Source organism: Variovorax restrictus, assembly GCF_051216715.1.
Taxonomy (GTDB): Bacteria; Pseudomonadota; Gammaproteobacteria; order Burkholderiales; family Burkholderiaceae_C; genus Variovorax.
Window position 1 is genome coordinate 2,714,640 of sequence record NZ_JBPJZH010000001.1, and the last position, 23,089, is coordinate 2,737,728.

The 23,089-nt window shown below is 65.3% G+C and carries 20 protein-coding genes, 1 tRNA gene and 2 pseudogenes; 7 read left to right on the forward strand and 16 right to left on the reverse strand.

Features of this window, described 5'->3' with window-relative positions; genetic code table 11:
* Position 1: 1 nt before the first annotated feature.
* On the reverse strand, positions 2-1,561 hold the full coding sequence (locus tag ACSFA0_RS12850) for a methyl-accepting chemotaxis protein (protein WP_435450552.1): 1,560 nt from the start codon (positions 1,559-1,561) through the stop codon (positions 2-4).
* Between the two features lie 314 nt (positions 1,562-1,875).
* On the opposite strand from ACSFA0_RS12850, the gene ACSFA0_RS12855 reads away from it, so the two are divergent.
* Positions 1,876-2,652, forward strand: coding sequence for a class II aldolase/adducin family protein (locus tag ACSFA0_RS12855; protein WP_435450553.1), 777 nt, complete (start codon positions 1,876-1,878; stop codon positions 2,650-2,652).
* Between the two features lie 13 nt (positions 2,653-2,665).
* Here ACSFA0_RS12855 and ACSFA0_RS12860 read toward each other — a convergent pair.
* Positions 2,666-2,740, reverse strand: a pseudogene (locus ACSFA0_RS12860) (cyanase); the annotation flags it as partial.
* Between the two features lie 80 nt (positions 2,741-2,820).
* Between ACSFA0_RS12860 and ACSFA0_RS12865 the strand changes: the two are divergent.
* Together ACSFA0_RS12865 and mdoH are read left to right on the forward strand one after the other, a co-directional pair.
* On the forward strand, positions 2,821-3,354 hold the full coding sequence (locus ACSFA0_RS12865; RefSeq protein WP_435450554.1) for a cytochrome b: 534 nt from the start codon (positions 2,821-2,823) through the stop codon (positions 3,352-3,354).
* A gap of 30 nt (positions 3,355-3,384) precedes the next feature.
* Positions 3,385-5,145, forward strand: a complete 1,761-nt coding sequence (gene mdoH, locus ACSFA0_RS12870) for a glucans biosynthesis glucosyltransferase MdoH (protein WP_435450555.1) — start codon at positions 3,385-3,387, stop codon at positions 5,143-5,145.
* Here the strand turns inward: mdoH and cynS are convergent.
* From cynS to ACSFA0_RS12925, 11 genes are all read right to left on the reverse strand, one after another.
* Entirely contained in the window at positions 5,139-5,582 is a 444-nt protein-coding gene (gene cynS, locus ACSFA0_RS12875; protein ID WP_435450556.1) for a cyanase, read from the reverse strand. The genes mdoH and cynS overlap by 7 nt on opposite strands.
* A 37-nt stretch (positions 5,583-5,619) precedes the next feature.
* Entirely contained in the window at positions 5,620-6,441 is an 822-nt protein-coding gene (locus ACSFA0_RS12880; RefSeq protein ID WP_435450557.1) for an ABC transporter ATP-binding protein, read from the reverse strand.
* A gap of 22 nt (positions 6,442-6,463) precedes the next feature.
* Positions 6,464-7,333 (reverse strand): nitrate ABC transporter permease, encoded by an 870-nt coding sequence (gene ntrB, locus ACSFA0_RS12885; protein WP_435450558.1) that lies wholly within the window; start codon positions 7,331-7,333, stop codon positions 6,464-6,466.
* A 13-nt stretch (positions 7,334-7,346) separates the two neighbouring features.
* Positions 7,347-8,711 (reverse strand): CmpA/NrtA family ABC transporter substrate-binding protein, encoded by a 1,365-nt coding sequence (locus ACSFA0_RS12890; RefSeq protein ID WP_435450559.1) that lies wholly within the window; start codon positions 8,709-8,711, stop codon positions 7,347-7,349.
* 145 nt (positions 8,712-8,856) lie between these two features.
* Positions 8,857-9,522: a response regulator gene (locus ACSFA0_RS12895; RefSeq protein ID WP_435450560.1), complete on the reverse strand. Its 666-nt coding sequence runs from the start codon at positions 9,520-9,522 to the stop codon at positions 8,857-8,859.
* A gap of 3 nt (positions 9,523-9,525) precedes the next feature.
* Positions 9,526-9,855 (reverse strand): type II toxin-antitoxin system RelE/ParE family toxin, encoded by a 330-nt coding sequence (locus ACSFA0_RS12900; protein WP_435450561.1) that lies wholly within the window; start codon positions 9,853-9,855, stop codon positions 9,526-9,528.
* Positions 9,852-10,091, reverse strand: coding sequence for a ribbon-helix-helix domain-containing protein (locus ACSFA0_RS12905; protein WP_435450562.1), 240 nt, complete (start codon positions 10,089-10,091; stop codon positions 9,852-9,854). Before ACSFA0_RS12905 ends, ACSFA0_RS12900 begins: the two co-directional genes overlap by 4 nt.
* A gap of 57 nt (positions 10,092-10,148) precedes the next feature.
* Positions 10,149-11,345 carry a sensor histidine kinase gene (locus ACSFA0_RS12910; protein WP_435450563.1) on the reverse strand — a complete coding sequence of 399 codons (1,197 nt, stop codon included), beginning with the start codon at positions 11,343-11,345 and terminating at the stop codon, positions 10,149-10,151.
* Between the two features lie 43 nt (positions 11,346-11,388).
* A complete protein-coding gene (locus ACSFA0_RS12915; RefSeq protein ID WP_435450564.1) occupies positions 11,389-11,856 on the reverse strand; it encodes a nuclear transport factor 2 family protein in 468 nt (155 codons plus the stop codon).
* 76 nt (positions 11,857-11,932) lie between these two features.
* Entirely contained in the window at positions 11,933-14,557 is a 2,625-nt protein-coding gene (gene alaS, locus ACSFA0_RS12920) for an alanine--tRNA ligase (protein ID WP_435450565.1), read from the reverse strand.
* A gap of 137 nt (positions 14,558-14,694) precedes the next feature.
* Positions 14,695-15,660 carry an exostosin domain-containing protein gene (locus tag ACSFA0_RS12925; protein ID WP_435450566.1) on the reverse strand — a complete coding sequence of 322 codons (966 nt, stop codon included), beginning with the start codon at positions 15,658-15,660 and terminating at the stop codon, positions 14,695-14,697.
* Positions 15,661-16,033: 373 nt separating this feature from the next.
* Between ACSFA0_RS12925 and ACSFA0_RS12930 the strand changes: the two genes are divergently transcribed.
* The 4 genes and pseudogenes from ACSFA0_RS12930 to ACSFA0_RS12945 all read left to right on the forward strand — a co-directional run bounded on the left by ACSFA0_RS12930 (position 16,034) and on the right by ACSFA0_RS12945 (position 18,898).
* Positions 16,034-16,107 (forward strand) — tRNA-Gly (locus ACSFA0_RS12930).
* Between the two features lie 79 nt (positions 16,108-16,186).
* Positions 16,187-16,339 (forward strand): annotated as a pseudogene (locus tag ACSFA0_RS12935) (DUF6538 domain-containing protein); the annotation flags it as partial.
* Positions 16,340-16,381: 42 nt separating this feature from the next.
* On the forward strand, positions 16,382-18,193 hold the full coding sequence (locus ACSFA0_RS12940; protein ID WP_435450971.1) for a site-specific integrase: 1,812 nt from the start codon (positions 16,382-16,384) through the stop codon (positions 18,191-18,193).
* Between the two features lie 483 nt (positions 18,194-18,676).
* A complete protein-coding gene (locus ACSFA0_RS12945) occupies positions 18,677-18,898 on the forward strand; it encodes an SOS response-associated peptidase family protein (protein ID WP_435450972.1) in 222 nt (73 codons plus the stop codon).
* A gap of 56 nt (positions 18,899-18,954) precedes the next feature.
* Here the strand turns inward: ACSFA0_RS12945 and ACSFA0_RS12950 are convergent, their stop codons facing one another.
* The 3 genes from ACSFA0_RS12950 to ACSFA0_RS12960 form a co-directional block, all read right to left on the reverse strand.
* Entirely contained in the window at positions 18,955-19,203 is a 249-nt protein-coding gene (locus ACSFA0_RS12950; protein ID WP_435450567.1) for a hypothetical protein, read from the reverse strand.
* Positions 19,204-20,021: 818 nt separating this feature from the next.
* Positions 20,022-21,665, reverse strand: a complete 1,644-nt coding sequence (locus ACSFA0_RS12955) for an L-lactate permease (RefSeq protein ID WP_435450568.1) — start codon at positions 21,663-21,665, stop codon at positions 20,022-20,024.
* Positions 21,662-22,666 carry a 2-hydroxyacid dehydrogenase gene (locus ACSFA0_RS12960; RefSeq protein ID WP_435450569.1) on the reverse strand — a complete coding sequence of 335 codons (1,005 nt, stop codon included), beginning with the start codon at positions 22,664-22,666 and terminating at the stop codon, positions 21,662-21,664. Before ACSFA0_RS12960 ends, ACSFA0_RS12955 begins: the two co-directional genes overlap by 4 nt.
* Positions 22,667-23,089: the final 423 nt, after the last annotated feature.

The following is a 23,089-nucleotide window of genomic DNA, read 5'->3' on the forward strand; positions in this document are numbered from 1 at the left end:
TTCAGCGCCGCGACGGCTCTCCGGGCGTCAGCTGAAAGACGCCGACGAGCTGCGACAGGCTGCCGGCCTGTTCCTGCAGCGAGCCAGCGGCCGCCGCCGCTTCTTCCACCAGGGCCGCGTTCTGCTGCGTGACCTGGTCCATCTGCGTGATGGCCTGGTTGATCTGCTCGATGCCCTGCGTCTGCTCGTGGCTGGCCGATGCGATCTCGCCCATGATGTCGGTCACCCGCTTCACGCTGGCGACGATCTCTTCCATCGTCCGCCCCGCTTCGGCCACCTGGTGGCTGCCCGCTTCCACCTTGCCGACCGAATCGTCGATCAGGCCCTTGATCTCCTTGGCCGCCGCCGCCGAGCGCTGCGCCAGGCTGCGCACTTCCGACGCCACCACCGCGAAGCCACGGCCCTGTTCACCCGCCCGCGCGGCTTCCACCGCAGCGTTCAGCGCCAGGATGTTCGTCTGGAAGGCGATGCCGTCGATGACCGCAATGATGTCGACGATCTTCCGGCTGGAGGTGTTGATCGCGCTCATCGTGTCGACCACCTGGCCGACCACGCTGCCGCCGCGCACGGCGACTTCGGAGGCCGAGGCCGCGAGCTGGTTGGCCTGGCGGGCGTTGTCGGCGTTCTGTTTGACGGTGCTCGTCAACTCTTCCATCGACGCCGCCGTCTGCTCCAGCGAGCTGGCCTGCTCCTCGGTGCGCGATGAGAGATCCTGGTTGCCCGAAGCGATCTGGCTCGATGCGGTGGCGATGGTGTCGGTGCCCTGGCGCACTTCGCCCACCACTTTCGCCAGGCTGTCCCGCATGGCCTTGATGGCGTGCAGCACGCTGGTCTGGTCGTTCCTGCGCAGCTCGATCGCCACGCTCAGATCACCTTCGGCGATCTGCCGCGTGATGTCGGCGGCCCGCTCGGGCTCGCAGCCGAGCTGGCGCACGATGCCGCGCGAGATGAGCCAGCCGAACAGCAGCAGCGCACCGGCGAGCGCCACCGCCCCGCCGCCGAAGCCGACCGATCGGCCCAGCATCGCGGCATCGACGTTGTCGATGTACACGCCGGAGCCGATCACCCAGCCCCAGGGCTGGAAACCCATCACGTACGACAGCTTGGGCACCGGCTTGTCGCTGCCGGGCTTGGGCCACAGGTAGGGTACGAAGCCTGCCCCTTGCTGCTTGACCATGTCGACGAACGCCATGAAAAGCAACTTGCCGGTCGGGTCCTTGTTCTGCGAGAGGTCCTTGTTGTCCAGCGCGGGGTTGACGGGATGCATGAGCATGCGTGGCTGCATGTCGTTGATCCAGAAGTACTCCGTGCCGCTGTAGCGCATGCCCTTGACGGCCTGCATCGCCTGCTTCTGCGCGTCCGCCTCGCTCAGTACACCCCGCGTCGCCAGGCCGTGGTAATAGCTCAGCACGCCGTGCGCCGACTCGACCACCTGCCGTACGCTGCTCTGCCGCTCGGCCAGGACCAGCCTGCGCTCCGAGACGAGGAACACCGCGGTCAGCGCGAGCACGCCGAGGATGGCACCCAGCGTCAGGAGCGTCAGCTTCCTGGCGATGGTCATGGAGCGAAGTCTGGAAGGTGCGGGCATGGTCGACAGTCAGTGAGGATGGAAGGAGCGGACGACAACGAACCGAAACGCCCACCTCGACCCTGCCGAGGGGTGACGCGATCGCATGCCGCGGGGCATGCTTGCCCTGGCTATCGGCACCCGGGTGGCTTTCTCGATCCCGGGAAAACCCCAGCGCCGCGAGGCACCGTGACCGAATGCGCAGCTTCTCCCGCGGGAAAACGCGCATCCGCGCTGTCGGCACCACGACAGTTCGATGACGTCGGCGGCGCAAGAATGGCGGCACCCCGACCACGCCAGGAGATCCCATGAACGCCCACTCCCCCGCCGAGACCTCATCCCTTCGCGAACACGTCAGTGCCCAGGAGTGGCAACTGCGCGTCGACCTCGCTGCCTGCTACCGACTGGTGGCGCTCCATGGCTGGAGCGACCTGGTCTTCACCCACATCAGCGCCCGGGTGCCGGGGCCCGAGCACCACTTCCTCATCAATCCCTACGGACTGATGTTCGACGAGATCACCGCGTCGAGCCTGGTGAAGGTCGACGACCAGTGCCACAAGGTGATCGAGTCGCCCCACCCGGTGAACCCGGCGGGCTTCGTGATCCACAGCGCGGTGCACGCCGCGCGGGAAGACGTCCAGTGCGTGCTGCACACCCACACGCGCGCCGGCATCGCGGTCAGCGCGCAGAAGAACGGGGTGCTGCCGATCAGCCAGCAGTCGACCTTCGTTCTGGCCTCGCTGGCGTACCACGGCTACGAGGGTGTCGCCATTCGGGACGATGAAAAGGCGCGCCTGCAGGCCAACCTGGGCCAGGCGAACTTCCTGATGCTGCGCAACCACGGGCTGCTGACGGTCGGCAAGACCATCGCCGACGCCTTCCTGGCGATGTACACCTTCGAGAACACCTGCCAGATCCAGATCGCCGCGCAGTCCGGAGGCGGCGAACTCACGCAGGTCGACACCCGGATTCTCGAAGGCGTGGGCCACGCGATGAAGGTGCAGACCGGCGGGCTCGGCGGCGCCTTCGTCTGGCCCTCGCTGATCCGGAAGCTGGACCGGGTCGACCGCAGCTACGCAAGCTGAGGCGCGCGCGCTCAAGGAGCTCCTTGAGGGTGGCGCGGTACACGTTGACGATCTCGTACCAGCGGTAGATCATCGGGTCGGTCGGCACGGCCGCAGCGGCCCCGGGACGCAGGTTCACCCTTCGCCCGCCGCATCGGCCGTAGCATCGGCCGGTCTGGAGACACCGTCATGAACTCTGTGTTGCGCTACGCTGCTTCGTCCCGCTGGCTGCACTGGCTGACCGCACTGTTGCTTGCCGTCATCATTCCGGTGGGCATCTGGATCGGCTTTTTCGAACCGGCCGATCAGGACTTCAAATTGCGGCTGTACAACCTTCACGAGAGCCTGGGCGTGCTGGTGTTCGTGCTGGTGCTGCTGCGAGTCGTCAATCGTCACAGGAACCCGCCGCCTCCGCTGCCCGACGACCTGCCGGCGTTGATGCGCTTCGCCGCTCATGCGACCCATATGAGTCTCTACGCGCTGCTCATCCTGATGCCGCTGACCGGCTTTCTGGCCACCAATGCCTGGGGCTTCCCGCTCTCGCTGTTTGGTGTGCTGCCAATCCCCTCGCCGCTCGGCAAGGACGAGGCGATCGCCAAAGTCCTGTCGCTTTTGCACCTGTGCGGAGCGATCGCCATCGGCCTGCTGATCTTGGGGCATCTGGCGGGCGTGGTGCACCATACCTTCATCCGCCGCGACGGGCTGCTGCGCCGCATGCTGTAGGCGGTGCATCGTCTATTCGAAAGACCCTCCTTGCCATCATTGCCTGAACACACGCCACAACCGTTGCCGACGCATGCCGGCCTGCGCTGGCGCCGCGCCGGGTTCGCACTCGCCGTCGCAGCCACCGTGCTCGGCCTTCTGTGGTTGATGGCAGCGACGCTGTTCGTGGAGCGCTTCGATGCAATGGGCATCGCCATGCTGGTGGCGTTCGCGGTCACGCTGCCCTGGATCGCCGTGGGCTTCTGGAACGCGGCCATCGGCCTGGCGTTGATGCTGGTTAGCCGCAATGCGGCCCGTCTGGTCGCGCCGCATCTGGACGCAGGCGGCTCGCAGCAGCGCATCGAGACATCCACGGCGCTGCTGGCTTGCATTCGCAACGAGGACACGGGTCGGCTCACGCACAACCTGGCCTGGATGCTCGAAGGACTGGTCGACAGCGGGCAGGCTGCGGCCTTTCACCTCTATGTGCTGAGCGACAGCGACGATGCCGGGATCGTGGCCGCCGAGGCCGGCATGGTGGCCCAGTTGCAGGCGCGCTTCGGTACGGCCGTCGCGCTGTGCTATCGGCGCCGCGAACAGGGCACCGGCTTCAAGGCCGGGAACATCCGCGACTTCTGCGACCGCTGGGGTGGCCGGCACGACCATGCGATCGTGCTGGACGCCGACAGCCTGATGACGACGCAGGCGATGCTGCGGCTGGTGCGCATCATGCAAGCGCAGCCGACGATCGGCATCCTCCAGACGCTGGTGACCGGGTTGCCGAGCGCGAGCGCTTTCACGCGCATCTTCCAGTTCGGCATGCGCCTGGGCATGCGCTCCTACACCCTGGGCGCCGCCAGCTGGCAGGGCGACTGCGGCCCCTATTGGGGCCACAACGCCATCTTGCGGCTCCGACCTTTCATCGCGCACTGCAAGCTGCCGGATCTGCCCGGCCCGCCGCCGCTCGGCGGTCCGGTGCTGAGCCACGATCAGCTCGAGGCAGTGCTGATGCGTCGCGCCGGCTATGAAGTCCGCGTGCTGCCGGACGAGCTGGGCAGCTGGGAAGAAAACCCGCCAAATCTGCTCGAATTCATCCGGCGCGACCTGCGCTGGTGCCAGGGCAACATGCAATACCTGCAGCTGCTCGGCCTGCCCGGACTGCGACCGGTCAGCCGCTGCCAGCTGCTGTTGGCGATCGCGATGTACCTGGGCCCGCCGGCCTGGCTCGCGTTCATGATGCTCGGGCTTTGGCGTGAGCAGCCCCTCCGGCCCGACCTCGGACTGGTGCTTTTCCTCACGGTGCTGGGGATGAATCTGGCGCCCAAGCTCGCCACCCTGACAGACGTGCTTCTGCGCGGTGGGCTGCGTCGGGCCTATGGGGGTGTGCCGCGCATTGTCTGCGGCGCCGTGCTGGAGTTCGGTTTCTGGGTTCTGACCGCGCCGGTGGTGGCCGTGGCCGTGACCACGTTCCTCGTCGGGCTGCCGTTCGGGCGCCGCGTCGGCTGGGCCGCCCAACAACGCGACGTCCAGCGGATCGACTGGACGGTTGCGTTGCGCGGCCTGTGGCTGCAGACGGCCCTGGGTCTCCTGCTGGCCGGCACGGTGTGGTCACGGACGCCGGGCGCGCTCTGGTTCTGGTCGCCGGTGCTGGTGGGCCTGATCGGATCGATCCCGTTCGCCTGGGCGACTGCGCATCCGGCGTTCGGACGCTGGCTGTTGCGTTGGGGCCTGTGCCGGATACCGGAAGAAGCCCCGACGCACACAGGGCCGGCGCCGCTGCGCAGCTTTCGGCCCGCCGACGGCGCTCAGTAGGTTTTGTAGGGCAGGAACTTCCCCGACAGCACCACCTTCACGCGGTCGCCCTTGGGGTCGGCCTGCCGATCGATGTCCATGCTGAAATCGATCGCGCTCATGATGCCGTCGCCGAATTCCTCGTGGATCAGTTCCTTGATGGTGGTGCCGTAGACATTGACGATCTCGTACCAGCGGTAGATGAGCGGGTCGGTCGGCACGGCGCTTGGCAGTGAGCCCTTGTAGGGCACGACCTGCAGCCACTTCTGCTCTTCGTCGGTGAGGCCGAAGATCTCGCCGACGATGCCGGCCTGCGTGGCGTCGAGCGTCATCTGGCCGAGGCAGGCCGCGGTGGTCCACTCCTTCGAGAGGCCGACTTGCTTGGCCACGTCGGCCCACTGGATGCCCTTGGCCACCTTGACGGTGATGATCTTCTCGGTGATGTCGTTGCGGTTCATGCGGGGTTTGCTCCGGTTGGTTAGATGCATGGACGTGTCACGTCGCCTTGGCGCGTGTCACGAGGAAGTCGACGATGTGGTTGCGCAGCGCGTAATAGCCATCGAGGTGGTGCAGCCCGGCGCGGGTGCGCTCGCGCGGCAGCGGGTTCACCACGCTCTCGGCGATGCTGCCGGGCAGGTAGCCGCTGGAGGTTTCGCTGCCATTGCGCATCAGCAGGATGCGGTCGGCCAGCAGGATGGCCTCGTCCACGTCGTGCGTGATCATGAAGACGGTCTGCTGGGTCTGGCGCACGATGCGCATCAGCTCGTCCTGGATGGTGCCGCGCGTGAGCGCATCGAGCGCACCGAACGGTTCGTCGAGCAGCAGCATGCGCGGCTGGATCGCGAAGGCACGCGCGATGCCCACGCGCTGCTTCATGCCACCGGACAGCTGCGACGGCTTCTTGTCGATCGCCGCGCTCAGGCCGACCAGCTCGACGAAGCGCAGCACCTGTTCATCGACCTGCTTGCGCGACCAGTCGGGCCAGCGCGACTCGACCGCGAAGGCGATGTTCTTGCGCACCGTGAGCCACGGCATGAGCGCATGGCTCTGGAACACCACGCCGCGCGTGAGGCTCGGGCCGACGATCTCGCGGCCGTCCATGAAGGCATGGCCGCCGGTGGCGGTGTCGAGCCCCGCCAGCACGTTCAGGATGGTGGTCTTGCCGCAGCCCGAGTGGCCGATGATGCAGACGAACTCGCCGCGCTGCAGGGTGAACGAGACATCGGCGAAGACCGGCTTGGCCGGCAAGTAGGCCTTGGCCAGGCCCTCGACGCGCAACAGCGTAGCGGCGGGATCGGACGGCGGGGGCGGCGGCATGGGCTTCCTTCGAGGCGAGATGTCACTCCACATACGTCACCTTCCGCTGCAACCCTGCGAAGACCAGGTCGAGCAGCATGCCCACCACGCCGATCAGCAGGATCGCGAAGATCACGTTGGTGAGCGACAGGTTGTTCCACTCGTTCCACACGAAGTAGCCGATGCCCGTGCCACCGACCAGCATCTCGGCCGCCACGATGACCAGCCAGGCGATGCCCATGCTGATGCGCATGCCAGTGAGAATGGTCGGCGCAGCCGCCGGCAAGATGACGCGAAACGCCTTGCGCAGCGGCTTCACCTCGAGCGTGCTCGCCACGTTGAGCCACTCGCGCTTGACCGAGGCCACGCCGAAGGCGGTATTCAACAGCATCGGCCAGACCGAGCAGATGAAGATCACGAAGATGCCGCTCGTCGACGAATCCTTGATGGTGTAGAGCGCCAGCGGCATCCAGGCCAGCGGCGAGATCGGCTTGAGCACCTGGATGAAGGGGTCGAAGGCCTTGTGCAGCAGCGGCGACATGCCGATCACGAAGCCCAGCGGCACCGCCACCAAACAGGCCAGCAGAAAGCCCAGCCCGACGCGGCCGAGCGACCAGGCGAGCTGGATCGCGATGCCCTTGTCGTTCGGGCCGTTGTCGTAGACCGGGTTCGACAGGTGCCGCCATGCCGCCGCGCCCATGTCGGCGGGCGTCGGAAAGCCAGAGGCCTTGGCCTGGCCGCCCGGCTCCGGGTTCTTGCCCAGCATCTTCTGGTACTCGATCTGCTCCGGCGTGAGCGAGGTCTGCGCGGCCGCCGGCGCAGTCGTCATCGTCGCCACGTGCCAGATGCCGAGAAACATGGCCAGCAGCAGCAGCGACAGCAGCGCGGCCTTCAGGTTGAGCGACGGGCGCATGGCTGCTCCGGGCTCAAGCGGCCATCTTGCTGATCGCGAAGCTCTTCACATACTCATCGGGCTTGGTCGGGTCGAAGACCTTGCCCATGATGGTGAACTTCGGGTACGCGCCCTCGGGCGGCGTCTGGCCGATCTCCTTCATGCGCTTCTTCGCGTCGGTCAGCAGGAAGACTTTTTCGGCGATCTGCTTGTAGTCGACGTCGCCCTTCACGTAGCCCCAGCGCTTCATCTGCGTGAGCATCCAGACGGCCATCGACTGCCACGGGATCGGGTCGAAGTCGGCGCGGTCAGGCACCGTCTTGATGTTGCCCAGGCCGTCCGCGAAGCGGCCGGTGAGCACCTGCGAAATGACCGTCTCGGGCTGGTTCAGGTACTGCGCCGGCGCGATCACCTTGGCGATGAGTTCGCGATTCTCCGGCTTGCGCGCCATGGCCGACGCCGTGAGCACCGCGCGGTACAGCGCCGCGAAAGTGTTCGGATTCTTCTGGATGAACTCGGTCGAGCTGCCGAAGGCGCAGCACGGGTGGCCGTTCCAGATTTCCTTGGTGAGGATGTGGATGAAGCCGACCTCTTCGAACACCGCCCGCTGGTTGAACGGGTCCGGGCCGAGGTAGCCGTCGATGTTGCCGGCACGCAGGTTGGCGACCATCTCGGCCGGCGGCACCACGCGGATCTGGATGTCGGTGTCGGGGTTCAGCCCCGCTTCCGCCACGTAGTAACGCAGCAGGAAGTTGTGCATGCTGTACTCGAAGGGCACCGCGAATTTGAAGCCCTTCCACAGCTTCGGGTCGCGCTTGTCCTTGTGCTTGTTCGCCAGCGTGATCGCCTGGCCGTTGGTGTTCTGGATGGTAGCGACGTTCATCGGCGTCGCGTTGGAGCCTGCGCCCATCGAGATGGCCAAAGGCATCGGCGACAGGAAGTGCGTCGCGTCGTACTCCTTGTTGAGCATCTTGTCGCGGATCAGCGCCCAGCCTGCCGTCTTCACCACCTCGACGTTCAGGCCCTGCGCTTTGTAGAAACCCAGGGGGTGCGCCATGATCAGCGGCGTGGCGCAGGTGATCGGGATGAAGCCGATCTTCAAGTCTTTCTTCTCGAGCGGCGCCTTCTCCTGCGCCATGGCCTGCATCGCCCCGAGCGGGAACACAGAGGCGATGGCGGCGCGCGCCGTGTTGGCGCCCACGGCGCGCAGGAAGTTGCGGCGCACGCTGTCGACCGGGAACAGGGCCTTGATCAGGCTGGCTTCCAGCTTGTCGTTCGACAGCGCCATCGCGCTGGCGTGCTGGTCCGGCGCATGGTCCTGGCCACAGGCGCAGCGCAGCATCAGCGGCCGGTCGGCGTCGTACGGGTCGTTTGCTGTCGATTCGGGCAGTCGGGACATGGGCGCACCTCGTTGGAAAGATGCAGACGCATTGCAAGGCGCGGGCCGGTTGTGGGCCTGCGCAGCCTGTTCGCATGAAATCGCGCAGCGCGAATCGATGCCTTGTAGTGCTGGCCCTACACGACGGTCATTGCAGCCCGTGCTTTCAGGCGGCGGGCGCCGATTTGCCGTGCCGCTCGGCGTACAGCGCGAGCTCGACGTCGTTCTTCGCGCCAGTTTTCTCGAGGATGCGTGCCCGGTAGGTGCTCACCGTGTTGGGGGCCAGCCCGAGCTGCGCACCGATTTCGCTCACGCTGCGCCCGGCGGTGAGCAGCCGGAAGACCTGGTGCTCCCGATGCGACAGCGCTTCCGTCGCCGACACCTTGCTGACGGCCGCGGCCAGCGCCTCGGCGGTGACCGTCGACACGTAGATGCCGCCAGCCGCCGCCTTGCGCACCGCCGCCACCATCGCGTCGGCATCGGCGCTCTTGTTCAGGTAGCCGGCCGCACCCAGCTTGATGCAGCGCACCGCGTACTGGCGCTCCGGGTAGGTCGAGAGCATCAGCACCGGCAGCGCCGGCCATGCCGCGCGCAGGGCCTGCAGCACATCAAGGCCATCGCGCTCAGGCAAGGCGATGTCGAGCAGCACCACGTCGACGCCCTCCCCGCCCTGCAGCGACGCCACGCGCTCGAGCACCTCGGGGCCGGTCTGGGCCTCGGCGCAGACAACGATTTCGGGTACGCCGTTCGACAGGTCACCCAGCACCTGCTTGAGGCCTTCGCGCACGATGCGGTGGTCGTCGCCGATGAGGACGCGGATGGGGGGTGTCATGGCTCAGAGTTCGGCAGGCGCTTGAAGCCAGCCTGGGATGTCATGCCGACCATGCAACACACGCCACACGTCGATGTGGTCCGCCCGCTCCACGTAGAAGATCATCTGCGGGTAGCGCCGCAACGGCCAGCTCCGCAGACCGGGAAGATTCAGCGCATGGGCGTAGCGCGGTGAGCCGGTAGAGGGGTGGCGACCAATGTGGGCATAGGCCTGCTCCAGCGCTGCGATGAAGCCGAGCGCTGCCTGCGCTGCGCCCTCCTCCAGGTAGTGCGCTACGGTCTCGTCCACATCACCAAGCGCCAACGCGCGCGGAATGACTGGAAGCGTCTTCACCGCGCCGTCGACGAGTCGACGCGCTTGCGCAGTGCATCGAAGTAGCCCGCGTCGACAGGCGCGCCGGGCGCCGAGCCCGCGCCGTCGAGCAACAGCCTGCGCAACTGCTGCGCATCCTGGTCCTTGCGGATCAGTTCGCGAACGTATTCGCTGCTCGTGCCGTAACCCCGCTCGGCGATCTGGTCATCCACGAAGGCCTTGAGCGTTTCGGGCAATGAGATGTTCATGGTGCTCATGCACGCCAGATTAGAGGATTTGGCAAAAAATGGCAAACGCCACAGCTGGCACGGCGCTCAGCCGGGCAACGGCAACCTCAGCCGGAACGTGCTCCCCTCCCCCGGCTGGCTCGCGATCTCGATGCTGCCGCCGAAATGCAGCGCCCGCTCCCGCATCCCGCGCACGCCGTACGAGGTGGGCGCGCCGAAGGCTTGCGGCGGGGCGCCGATGCCGTCGTCCTTCACGCGCAGTTCGAGCACGCCGTCGTCGGCGCGGATGCGGATGTCGACGCGTGACGCGCGCGCATGGCGGCCGACGTTGCTCAGCATCTCCTGGAAGATCCGGAACACCGCCATCGCCGCGGGTTCGGGGAGTTCGAGGGTTTCATCGACCTGCAGGTCCCAGCCGAGTGCGAGTTCGGCCGACTGTACGAACTCGTGCGCCTGCCATTCGAGCGCAGCCCACAGGCCCTGGTGGTCGAGGATGCTCGGGCGCAGGTCGGTGATGATGCGGCCGACGTTCTCGACCGCGCGCTCGATCAGTGCGCCCATGTTGTCGCACTTGCCGCGCATCTGCTGGCGCATGGCCTGCGCCGCGTCGGCGTCGCGCGCCTGCTGCTCGCCCAGGCGCTTGCCGATCCAGTTGACGTCCATCTTCAGCGCGACCAGCAGGCTGCCAAGTTCGTCGTGCACCTCGCGCGCGATGCGGGTGCGCTCCTCTTCGCGCACCGAATCCATGTACGCCGACAACTCGCGGACCTGCTGCAGTGCCGCGCTGAGTTCGGCGGTTCGCTCCGTCACGCGCAGCTCGAGTTGGTCGCGCGATTGCTGCAAGGCGGCGGCGGCGCGCTTGCGCTCTGTGATGTCGACGAAGGCGATCACGGCGCCGCGCACGGTGTCGCCGTCGACGATCGGATGGCTCGAATACTCCACCGCGAAGGACGTCCCGTCACGCCGCCAGAACACCTCCGTGTCGATGCGGCACGGCAGGCCGCGGCGGAAGGCGTTGAAGATCGGGCAATCGGTGTCGGGGTAGTGCGAGCCGTCGGCGTGCGAGTGATGCGTCAGCTCGTGCATGTTGTGCCCGAGCACCTCGGCCGCGGGCCAGCCGAGCAATTGCGCGCCGGCCCGGTTGATGAACATGCAGTGGCCATCGAGGTCGATGCCGAAGATGCCCTCACCGGTCGATTGGAGCAGCAGGCTCAGCTGATGGCGCCACAGCGGGTCGACACCGGCTTCGGTCGCGCTGGGCAGGGTCAGGGCCTGGTCGTGCATGCCAAAGGCGCACGCAACGCCCGTGCCATGTGCGCTGACGACGCTACAGCCCCAGGTCGCTCAGGCTCGCGTGGTCATCGGGCCTGCGCCCCAAGGGCCAATGGAACAGGCGGTCCTTCTCGGCGATCGGCAGGTCGTTGATGCTAGCGAAGCGCCGCTGCATCAGCCCCTGCGGGTTGAACTCCCAGTTCTCGTTGCCATAGCTGCGAAACCAATGGCCGGAGTCGTCGTGCCATTCGTAAGCGAAGCGCACCGCGATGCGGTGGTCGGTGAAGGCCCACAGTTCCTTGATAAGCCGGTAGTCCAGCTCGCGCGCCCATTTGCGCTGCAGGAAGGTACGCACCGCTTCGCGCCCAACCGGGAATTCGGCCCGGTTGCGCCACAGCGTGTCTTCGGTGTAGACACCGGCGACGCGGTCGGGGTCGCGCGAATTCCAGGCGTCTTCGGCGCCGCGCACCTTCTGGATAGCGCTCTCGCGCGTGAACGGGGGAACGGGCGGGCGGGTGTCCATGGCGGCTCCTGGCGTCGTTGATCGGCGGGCGAACCTTAGCGCAGGTCCGGCCGCACCACCAGGGACCGCTCCGCGATCAGAGCCGCTCGGTCACCCAGCCCTGCACCGAAGCCAGCGCCGCGGGCAGCGCGCTCGCATCGGTGCCACCGGCCATGGCCATGTCGGGCTTGCCGCCACCCTTGCCACCCACCTGCTGGGCCACGAAGTTGACGAGTTCGCCGGCCTTGACCTTGCCCATCGCGTCGGCCGTGACGCCGGCCGCGATCTGCACCTTGGCACCGTCGACGGCGGCCAGCACGATGGCCGCGCTCTTTAGCTTGTCCTTGAGCTTGTCCATGGTGTCGCGCAGCGTCTTGGCGTCGGCACCGTCGAGCTGGGCCACGAGCACCTTCACGCCCTTGATGTCGATCGCCTGCGCGAGCAGTTCATCGCCCTTCGACGACGCCAGCTTGCCCTTGAGCGAACCGACCTCGCGCTCCAGCGTGCGCACCTGGTCGAGCACCTGGCCGAGTCGACTCTGCACGTCGGCCGTCGGTGTTTTGAGCGTGGCAGCCACGCTCTGCACCGTCGACTCGAGCCCTTGCAAGTAGCTCAGCACGTTGATGCCGGTGATCGCTTCGATCCGGCGCACGCCTGCCGCCACGCCGCCTTCGCTGGCGATCTTGAACAGGCCGATGTCGCCGGTGCGCTGAACGTGCGTGCCGCCGCAGAGTTCGCGACTGGAACCGATGTCGATCACGCGCACGCTCTCGCCGTATTTCTCGCCGAACAGCATCATGGCGCCGGTCTTCTGGGCCTCTTCGATCGGCAGCACGCGAATCACGTTGACCGTGTTGGCCAGGATCTCGGCGTTCACGCGCTTCTCGATCTCCAGGATCTGGTCGTGCGTGACCGCGGCGTTGTGCGCGAAGTCGAAGCGCGTCTTGTCGGCATCGACCAGCGAGCCCTTCTGCTGCACGTGCGTGCCCAGCACTTCGCGCAGGGCCTTGTGCATCAGGTGGGTCACGCTGTGGTTGCGCATGGTCGCGTTGCGGCGCTCGCCGTCGACCGCAGCCTTGACGGTGTCGCCCACCTTGAGCGTGCCCTGCGTCTGCGTGCCGTGGTGGCCGAACACGTCGGCCTTGATCTTCTGCGTGTCTTCCACGCCGAACTGCACGCCCTCGGCGCTCAGCACGCCCTGGTCGCCGACCTGGCCGCCGCTCTCGGCATAGAACGGCGTGGTGTCGAGCACCACGATGCCGGGCTGGCCCTCCTTCAGTTCGCTCACCGAGGCACCTTCGAAATACAGCGCCTGCACCTTCGCCGTCTCTTCGAGGTGCTCGTAGCCGGTGAAGGTGTTGCCCGCGCCGGCGTACTCGACGTTGCGGTCCATCTTGAACTTGCCGGCGGCGCGGCCTGCGGCCTTCTGCTTTTCCATCGCGGTCTTGAAACCGGCTTCGTCGACGCTCACGCCGCGCTCGCGGCAGACGTCGGCCGACAGGTCGAGCGGGAAGCCGAAGGTGTCGTGCAGCTTGAAGGCGACCTCGCCCGGCAGCACCTTGGCGCCGCCGGCCAGCGCCGCATCCAGGATTTCCATGCCGTTGGCCAGCGTCTCGAAGAAGCGTTCTTCTTCGGCCTTCAGCGTGTCGGTGACGTGCTTCTGGTCGGCGACGAGCTTCGGGTAGGCCTCGCCCATCAGCGCGACCAGGTCGGGCACCAGCTTGTGGAAGAAGGGCTTTTTCTGGCCCAGCTTGTAGCCGTGGCGGATGGCGCGACGAATGATGCGGCGCTGCACGTAGCCGCGGCCTTCGTTCGACGGGATCACGCCGTCGGCCACCAGGAAGGCGGTGGCGCGGATGTGGTCGGCGATCACGCGCAGGCTGCTGTTGGCCAGGTCCTGCTCGCCGGTCTCGCGCGCAGCGGCCTTGATCAGCGCATCGAAGATGTCGATCTCGTAGTTGCTGTGCACGTGCTGCAGGATGGCCGCCAGCCGCTCCAGGCCCATGCCGGTGTCGACGCACGGCGCCGGCAACTTCTTGACCGAGCCGTCGGGCTGCATGTCAAACTGCATGAACACGTTGTTCCAGATCTCGATGTAGCGGTCGCCGTCTTCATCGGGGCTGCCGGGCGGGCCACCGGCGATCTGGGGGCCGTGGTCATAGAAGATTTCCGAGCACGGGCCGCACGGGCCGGTGTCCGCCATCATCCAGAAGTTGTCGGACATGTAGCGGCCGCCCTTGTTGTCGCCGATGCGCACCACGCGCTCGGGCGGCAGGCCGATGTCCTTCGTCCAGATGTCGTAGGCCTCGTCGTCCTCGATGTAGACAGTGGCCCACAGCTTCTCGGCCGGCAGCTTGTAGACCTGCGTGAGCAGTTCCCACGCCCACATCAGCGATTCGCGCTTGAAGTAGTCGCCGAAGCTCCAGTTGCCCAGCATCTCGAAGAAGGTGTGGTGGCGCGCGGTGTAGCCCACGTTCTCCAGGTCGTTGTGCTTGCCGCCGGCGCGCAGGCAGGCCTGGACCGACGTGGCGCGCACGTAGGGGCGCTTGTCCTCGCCGAGGAACACGTCCTTGAACTGAACCATCCCCGAGTTGGTGAACATCAGCGTCGGGTCGTTGCCCGGCACGAGCGGGCTGGACGGCACGATCGTGTGGCCCTTCGAGGCGAAGAAGTCGAGGAAGGTCTTGCGGATGTCCGCGACCGTGAAGGTGGGCTGGCTCATGGGATGGAAATAGCTCGCAAAAGGCTCGCAAGGGGCTCGCACAGCGGAACGATGCACCCGCTAACTGCTTGATTTGATTGGCCTATCGATTATAGGTTTGGGCTACTGCCCGCCCCTGTGGCCAACGCCCCCACACCTCAGGCGACAACCGACGGCGCGGACGACAGCTTCTTGCGCCGACTGTCGATGAGCCGCTCCACCTTGTTCACGACACGCTGAGGCAGGGTCCAGTGGTTGTCCCAGTACATCTTCGTCGAGCGCCAGCGTGCCACCTCCTTCGCCACCGATCCTTCTTCGCACCGGGCCGCATGGATGCAACGCAGCAGGGCCTGCGCGTAATAGGGGACCATCTGGTCGGGGCTGAAATACTTCAACCACGCGGCGCGCGCGAGATCGCCCATCTCGCGGTAGCGGGCCGCATAGGGTTCGATCAACGCTTCGAGCCGCCCCAGGTCTGCCTCCGGAACATGGATGACGAAATCGTCCCAGTTCGGCCCTTTTGGCAGCTCGATGCCATCGGCCACCACCACCGGCGCGACGCCCATCGCCAAGGCTTCATAGAACCGCAACGTGGCGGGCGCCCATCCGCTCGGGCACAGCGCGAACTTGCCTGCATGCAACATGTCCGCATACAGCACGCGCTCGTCCGAGCCGTACTGCATCCAGCTGGCCGTCGTCATCAGGCGCAGCGACGTCGATTCGCTGTAACGGGTGTAGAGCTTGCGGCGCACCTTGCTCGATTGCGGATTGCCGAACCAGGCAGCCAGGTACTGCGCCGGCGGTCGCGGCTCGCTCACCCGTTGCAACACGATGTCGTTGGGCTTTCGAATGAACGGCACGACGGCGTGCAGTGCGTCGTCGGTGCGGTGCGCGGGCAGGCAGCTGTAGACACCACGCAGCAGCCCTGAGGCCGCATCGTCGTTGTTGATGGTGAAGACCTTGTGCGCGAAGCGCCCGACGATCGGATCGGCCTCCAGGCGGTCGATGTAACGCCACTCGCGGAAATCCCAGGGTTCCTGAAGCAGAAGCGCATCGGCCTCCTCCGGGCTGCGTGCCTCGGCATGCCCCAAGCGCCCCAGCATCTCGGCCTTGAGCAGGCTCATGAAAGACAGGTCTGGCGAGGCCAGAGTGGTGTCTTTCGGCTCGAGGAACCAGAACTTCAGCACAGGACCCTCGGGGCCCGCTGATTCAAGCCCTGACGAAGCGGGCCACGTGTCACTGCGCATGTAAGTGTTTTATCTAACAGTCGTATCCAATTGTGCCGGCCGCAACTGTCACACACAAGGCACATTTCGGGCAAATTGGAAGAGATTGAGGAAGATCGGCACGTCGGCAGACGCCCATCACGAAAGACGGGGCCGGCATAGACCGAATGGCGTCAGTGGAGGGCGCGAACCGCAGTGCGACGAACGCGCGACCGGCGTCCAAATCATCGCATCGAAGGCACCCACGGGCGACGGTAGAATTCGTCGGTTCGCGGGTGTAGTTCAATGGCAGAACGGCAGCTTCCCAAGCTTCATACGAGGGTTCGATTCCCTTCACCCGCTCCAAAATTTCCGAAGTCCTTGATTCCATTAGGAAAATGGCTTCGGAGCCGACCTAGTACAGCGCGCTCATACAAAGCGTCCTGTGCAAAATCTTCATCGTCGTCCTTCTGGGGTGTGGTTCGTCCGCCTCGTGGTCCCGCATCGGCTCCGCGACCTCGCCGGCCGCACGGAGTACGTGCAGACCACTGCCACACACCATCTTGCTGTCGCCAAGGTCGTGGCGTCCGGGCTTCTGGCACAGTGGCGAGGACAGCTCTTGGACCTCGACCGACTTGCTATGGGCGACACCGCCACCAATCACACCAGCATCATCAAGATTGCCGACGGCCACCCCACGCTGGCCCTGGCCGGGCACCTAAGCCTGGATCTCGCCGCGGCTGCCTCAGGGATGAGTGCAGAGTACTTGTTCAAGAGCGCCCTGGAAGGTCGGATCGGCCTTTTCTGGCGCTCGGCAGGTCAGCTTGGTTACTCGCTTCCCCTGGCAGCCCTGCAGCCCGACGACGTGCAACTCGGATCACTCGAAGTTCCTCACCCGGCCAGGATGCCGGCCAGCGCGAAAAGAGTTGCACCAACTGGACCGCTGCCCATCCCCGCAGACGCCCTGCCGGGGCTCGTGGAAGCGCTGCTCAACGATGTTCAGGCGACGGTGCCGCTTGTGGCGTTCGACACTGAGGCCGGAAGTGTGTTCGTGCCGGACCAGACCATCTGGCTGAATCGGAATTCAGTCGAGGTAGCGGCGCTTGAGGTAGATGCTCTGCGACGCGCACTTGCGGCCACGATCGTGCCGACGCGACTGGAAGCCGCACGCGCGGCGCAAAGTGGAGCTGACCAGGAGGGGCACAGGCGGGACGGAAAGTACGCCCGGAGGCCCCTTTCCGAGGCCCTCAGCGCGTACACCAAGAACAAGCTGCGCCAAGACATCGCCTCCGAGAACGAGGTGAAGCGGGTCAGTACCGCCTGCGGCCTCCTCATCGAACTCATGGGCGATCTCCCGGTTGGAGAGGTCGATGCTGACCTGCTGCGGAGGTTTCGGGACGACCGTCTCTCCCAGGTGCCAGCCAAGGAAAACAAGGTCCGCCTGTTGCACAAGACCACATCGGTCTCAGAATCGATTGCGGCGGTGACCGGCTCGACCTGGCCCGTGATGTCTGCGAGCGAGCGAAACAAGCGCATGGACTGGATCAGGGCTTGGTTTCGCTGGCTGAAGGTTCAGAACTGGATCAGCATCGACCCGGGGGCTGCGATCTCGGGAGAGTCTGTTCTGACGGCCGTCGAATCACGCGCAATCAGAAAGCGAGCCGATCAGAGCCGCATCAAGTTTGAGCCCGAGCATCTCAACCAGATCTTCTCAACCGTGATCGCGTGCACGGGTAAGAGCAGACTGAGTTCTAGTGGAAAGCACACAGACTCGCCAGCAGAGTACTGGCTGCCGCTTTTGGGCCTCTACACGGGTGCGCGCATCGGCGAGCTGTGCCAACTGCACCTCTCGGACTTCGGTTGCACCCCTGGCGGGACCTGGTACATCGACTTCAACGAGCGCACGCCTGACAAGCGCCTGAAGACACCCCACGGCAAGGCCAGAGGTAAAGCATCTGCTTCGCTTCGCGTCGTACCGGTGCATCCAAAACTGCTCGAGCTCGGGCTTCCGGACTGGATATCAGCCTTGCGAGATGCGGGCTATCAGCGGTTCTTTCCAGAGCTCATCTACTCGCACGACAAGGGATACAGCAAGGACATGGTGAAGTGGTTTTCAGGTCTCCTGAAGGATCTGGGCTACGCTCGCGACAGCTCCCTGACCTTTCATTCCTTCCGTCACACCTTCGTCAACGCGCTGCCCGCCTCGACGCCTGAGCGACTGGGCAACCAGCTCACCGGGCATGACCGTGGATCAAGCGTGCGATCGAGGACTTACGCCAAGGACGTGGCGCCAGAGCAAGCCCTAGATCACCTGCAATTGTTGACCTATGACCTGCCAGCGATCGCCTCTTTCAACGCCGAGGACGGCCTCAAAGCCCTCGTCGACGCTCTCGGACGCAAGCAGGGTGCGCGCAAAGGCAAAGAAGACATGGGTCCATACCAAGCGCTGTGATGATCGCAGTCGGGTCCGTCAGACGACGGCGCCTGCCGGGCGTTGATAGCTAGCCTATGTTCGATACCTAGCATATCTTTGATCCGTGGCAGAGGTTCGGATCGTTGTCTTTGGCTGGATGGGTCTAAGAGGGCCAAAAATGTGCAGGTACTACCAGGCAGAGAAGCGCCGCCACTTCTGCTTCGGGATCAAGCTGCCGGCGGAGTGGGAGCCGCCCTCTGGCGGCAGCCATATTTACCCGACGCAGTTCGCCCCCATTTTGCGAAGGCCGCCAGAGAACGGTCTGGAGATGAGACAGTGCCAGCTGTCGAGGTGGTCGAAGCGCGCTTTGACCTGGTGCCTGCCTTCGCCCCCCGAGGTGAAGTACGACGCGAAGACATACAACGATCGTTCGGAGACCGTTGCGACGCTGCGTAGCTTCAGGAGCGCATAGGGAGCCTCACGACACTGCATCGTGCCCCGCGAGGCGATCTATGAGCCAGACTGGCGCGCCGGCACCCACGTCCTTACGAAGTTCGCCGCCGTCGATGGCAGCACGCTGGCGTAGCGGGCCTGTGGCAGACGTGGAAGTCGCCCCTGGGCGAATGGGTCAGCACGTTCACGATGCTGACCTTGAGTGCTGACGATCATGACCTGATGAAGTACATGCGCCGGCCGGACCCGACGAGCGACTCCTTTATGACCGACGCCAACCAGACACTGTGACATGGCGGACCGCGGTGTGCCCCTTGTAGCGGGCGGAGCGCTGCCGCACCGCCTTGTCAGGCAGGTGGGTCGTAGAGCCCGACGAATTCTCTCACCACCGTTTTCGTCGACGGGTCGAAGAGCCCAATGCGCAGGCCAAGCTGGTGTCCTCGGTCGACCGCGAGATAGAGCTGGACAGCCTTCATCCACACCCCGCCAAGCTGCATCCCTTCTCGCGCTGCTATCAGTCGGAGCTCTGCATCAAGCAACTGGGACACCTCGACTCGGTAAGCCGCACTCGAGGCGACGGGTTCGTTGTGCTTCATTCGGGAAGATTAAGGGGAAAGGCTGAAAACCTAGCAATAACCACATGCTGACCCACTCGCGAGGGCGTCCGGGACGGTGCTGGGTAGGCTCGGGCAGTTTGCCGTTGCCGTTGCCGTTCGACGGCAACGGCATCGGCAACGGCTGTCCGCGTCTCGCAGTAGGTTGCGCTGTTGCCGCACCGCTGAGCAGATCGGATGCGCAACATTTCGCCAGGTTTGCTGCCTATGCAATTCAAAGCGCGGGTGATCTGCAAAAAATGCTCGGTAATGGCCGGCGAGGCACGAGATAGGCTGCATGTCCCTTGCGCTCGTACCCTCTCCGATCCCGCTGGGCACGACGAGCGTCATCAGTTCGACGCACTTGTGCTGGTACCTCGCCGCAAAACGTCCACGTTTTCAATGACGCAATGCCCGTGCGCCCAGCTCGAATCCTTATACATAGAGCACCTGAGCCCCCCTCGAAAAAGATGCTCTTCCGCTCGCGAGCAGGTGGGGAATTATGGTCTCGTGCCCTCCGGGAATGAGTACTGCGCGTGCCGCCGGGTGACGCCTTCCATTGAACCCGCAGATTGGTGCAGAAGCGCTAATCCGACGGCTCGCGCAACCTGCACAGAGCGTCGTTGATCACCACGTGCACGACTCACGCCACGACGATGGCAAGCATTGGTTGTGGATTCGGGCGCCCGTCGGGACTTCCGCGACCTGGCCAGAACCGGCCGTTCAGTGCCCCGAGGTGGACGACCACTTCAGACCGTTCCAGACGCTCAAGTGCTCGAGTCGAACCACCGTTTACGGGGGGCGACTGATGATGCAGGCGCTCAACGCAGCACCACGGTCAGCAGGAGCGTGCCGAGGCAGACGTAGGCCAGCAGGCCGAGGCTAAATCTCAGTGTGCTGCGCATGATGGCGGACTCCTGGCCCACCAGCTTGACCGCTGCCGCCGCGATCGCTATCGACTGCGGTGACACCAGCTTGGCCATCACGCCGCCCGCCGTGTTGGCGGAGACCAGCAGCGCCTCCGATGTGCCGATCTGCGCGGCCGTCACGGCCTGCAGGTGCGCGAACAGGGTGTTGCTGTTGACCACCGAACCGGTCATGAACACGCCCAGCCAGCCGATGACGGGCGACAGCAGCGGGAACAGGCCGCCGGTCTGCGCCAGCGCAAAGCCGATGGTCGATGAGGCGCCCGAGTAGTTCGTCACGTAGGCCACAGCCATCACTAGCGACACAGTCGCTAGAGGCTTCCACATGTCGCGCACCGCCTGGCCCAACTCGCCGGTCGCGGCGGCGACGCTCAGCTTCTTTGAGAACAGCGTGGTGAGCAGCGCCGCGATCAGGATCGCCATGCCCGAGGCATTGAGCAGACCGACGGTCCAGACCGCCGGGAGGGTATGGACGCTCTCTACCAGTGGCGGCAGCTCCTGCACGCGCTGATGTAGCAGCCCGATCGGCAGCCGCATGACGGTGTCGGCAAGCAGCCCGCCCGCGGCGAACAGCGCCTTGAAGCCCGGCAGGCTCCACACCAAGATCACGCCGGTCAGGATGTAGAAGGGCGACCAGGCCAGCAACACTTCCTTGAGCGACCAGCTGCGCGCCGCCGAGGGCTGCGCATTGGCCTCGCGGTAGATGCGCTTCGGCTGCCAGACCTGCATGAAGCCGGCCAGCCCCCCCATGGTCACCAATGGCGCGAGGATGTCGGTCAGCTCGGGGCCGAGAAAATATAGCGTCAGCGTCTGCACGCCACTGAACACCAGCCCGACAAAGAGCAGAACCGGCCAGGTCTCGCGCACGCCGCGCCAGCCGTCGAGCACCCACACCAGCCCGGCCGGTACGAACACGGTGCAGACCTGCACGGTGGCGATCAGCATGAGCGACATCTCGGCCAGGTCCACCCCGCCTTGCTGGGCGCCGACCAGCACCGGGATGCCGATGGCCCCGTAGGCGCCCGAGGCGGCGTTGGCCACCAGGCAGAGCATAGCGGCCTTGAGCGGCCGAAAGCCCAGCTCGACCAGCAGCGCGGCGCAGATCGCGATCGGCACGCCGAAGCCGGCCGCGCCTTCCAGGAAGCCGCCGAAGCAGAAGGCGATGAGCAGCACCTGGATGCGCTGGTCTTCTGAAACGGTCGCGATGCTGCCGCGGATCACCTCGAACTTGCCGCTTTTGATCGCCAGTTTGTAGAGCCAAACCGCCATCAGCACGATGAAGCCGATCGGGAAGAGGCCGTTGGCAATGCCCAGCAGGGCCGCACCCACGATGCTCCCGAACGGCATGCTGAAGACGAACAAGGAAACGGCCGCCGAGACCGCTACCGCGAGCAACGCGGCGGTCAGCCCCTTGAGCTTGAGCACGGTGAGCGCCGCCAGGAAGAACAGCACCGGCAGCGCGGCTAGCAGCGCCGACAGGTTGGCGTTGCCCATCGGGTCGTAGACCTGCTGCCACAAGGGCGCGATCGCCGGGTTCAAGGCGCGGCAACCAGGTTGGGGCAGTGCGTGTGCTCGGCGAAGTGGCGCAGGTTGTCGAGGGTGATCGAGGAGATTTCCCGCAACGCTTCGACCGTGAAGAAGCCTTGGTGCCCGGTGACCAGCACGTTGGGAAAGGTCATGAGGCGCTGGAACACGTCATCGTCGATGATCTCCCCGGAGTGGTCCTGGAAGAACAGCGCGCCTTCCTGCTCGTACACATCGATCGCGAGGTGGCCGAGCTGGCGTGACTTGAGCGCCTCAATCACCGCCCCGGTATCGATCAGCGCACCGCGCGACGTGTTGACCAGCATCGCGCCGGCCTTCATGCGCGACAGCGAGGCTGAATCGATCATGTGGCGCGAGTCTTCGGTGAGCGGACAGTGCAGCGACACGATGTCCGAGCGCGCCAACAGCTCGTCCAGAGCGACCATGTGCCCGAGACCGTCAAACTGAGGCGACGGAAAGGGGTCGCAGCCGAGCACCACGCAGCCCATGCCGTGCAGGATGCGGGCTGTTGCCAGACCGATCTTGCCGGTGCCGACAATGCCCACGGTCTTGCCGTGAAGCGTGCTGCCGAGCAGGCCCTCCAGCATGAAGTTGCCTTCGCGCACTCGGTTGTAGGCGCGGTGCGTCTGGCGATTGAGCGTCATGATCAGCGCTAGCGTGTGCTCAGCCACCGCTTCGGGCGAGTAGGCTGGAACGCGCGCCACAAAAAGGCCAAGCCGTTCTGCTGCGGCCAGGTCGACATTGTTGAAGCCAGCACAGCGCAGCAGCACGGCGCCCACTCCGAACCTATGCAGCGCCTCGAGCGTGGTTGCAGTGAGTCGGTCATTAACGAACACGCAGACTGCCTGGCAACCCTGCGCCAGCGCTGCCGTATCGGCGCTGAGCGCAACATCGAAGTAAACGAATTCGGCGGCGGGCTGTGTCGATTTCGCCTGATTGGCCTCGTCGAGAAAGCGTCGGTCGTACGGGCGGGCGCTGAAGACAGCAGTTTTCATATGCGACCTTGTTGGCAAGAAGACATGCTCTAGAGAATCAAGAACTCGCGACTCCTACCAATGTAAGGCTTCGGCAGCGCCTTCGTTGATCCCACGAGCTCGTCGCTCTCTCTGCTTGCCACCTACAAACCCTTTCAACAGCGCCAAGTGGCCGCGCAGTTCAACGCGGTCAGGACTGCACGCCCTTGTCCGGCGCCCAGATCTGCAGCAGCTTCTACGCGCGCAGCCTCGCTAGGCTGGGCCAGACGATGATGCTCACCGTCCCGGTCTCGTCCCCCTCAAGCACGAGGGCGCGAAATCAGGGGTGATCGCTTTCTTCGGCATCCGCGTGCCACCGTGCCGAACCGGCAAGGGCGTCCAGGCCGCTGGAAAAAGCTCCAGCCGTCGGGCCAAAATGCGTTAGGGTCGAGTTGTTCCGGTTTC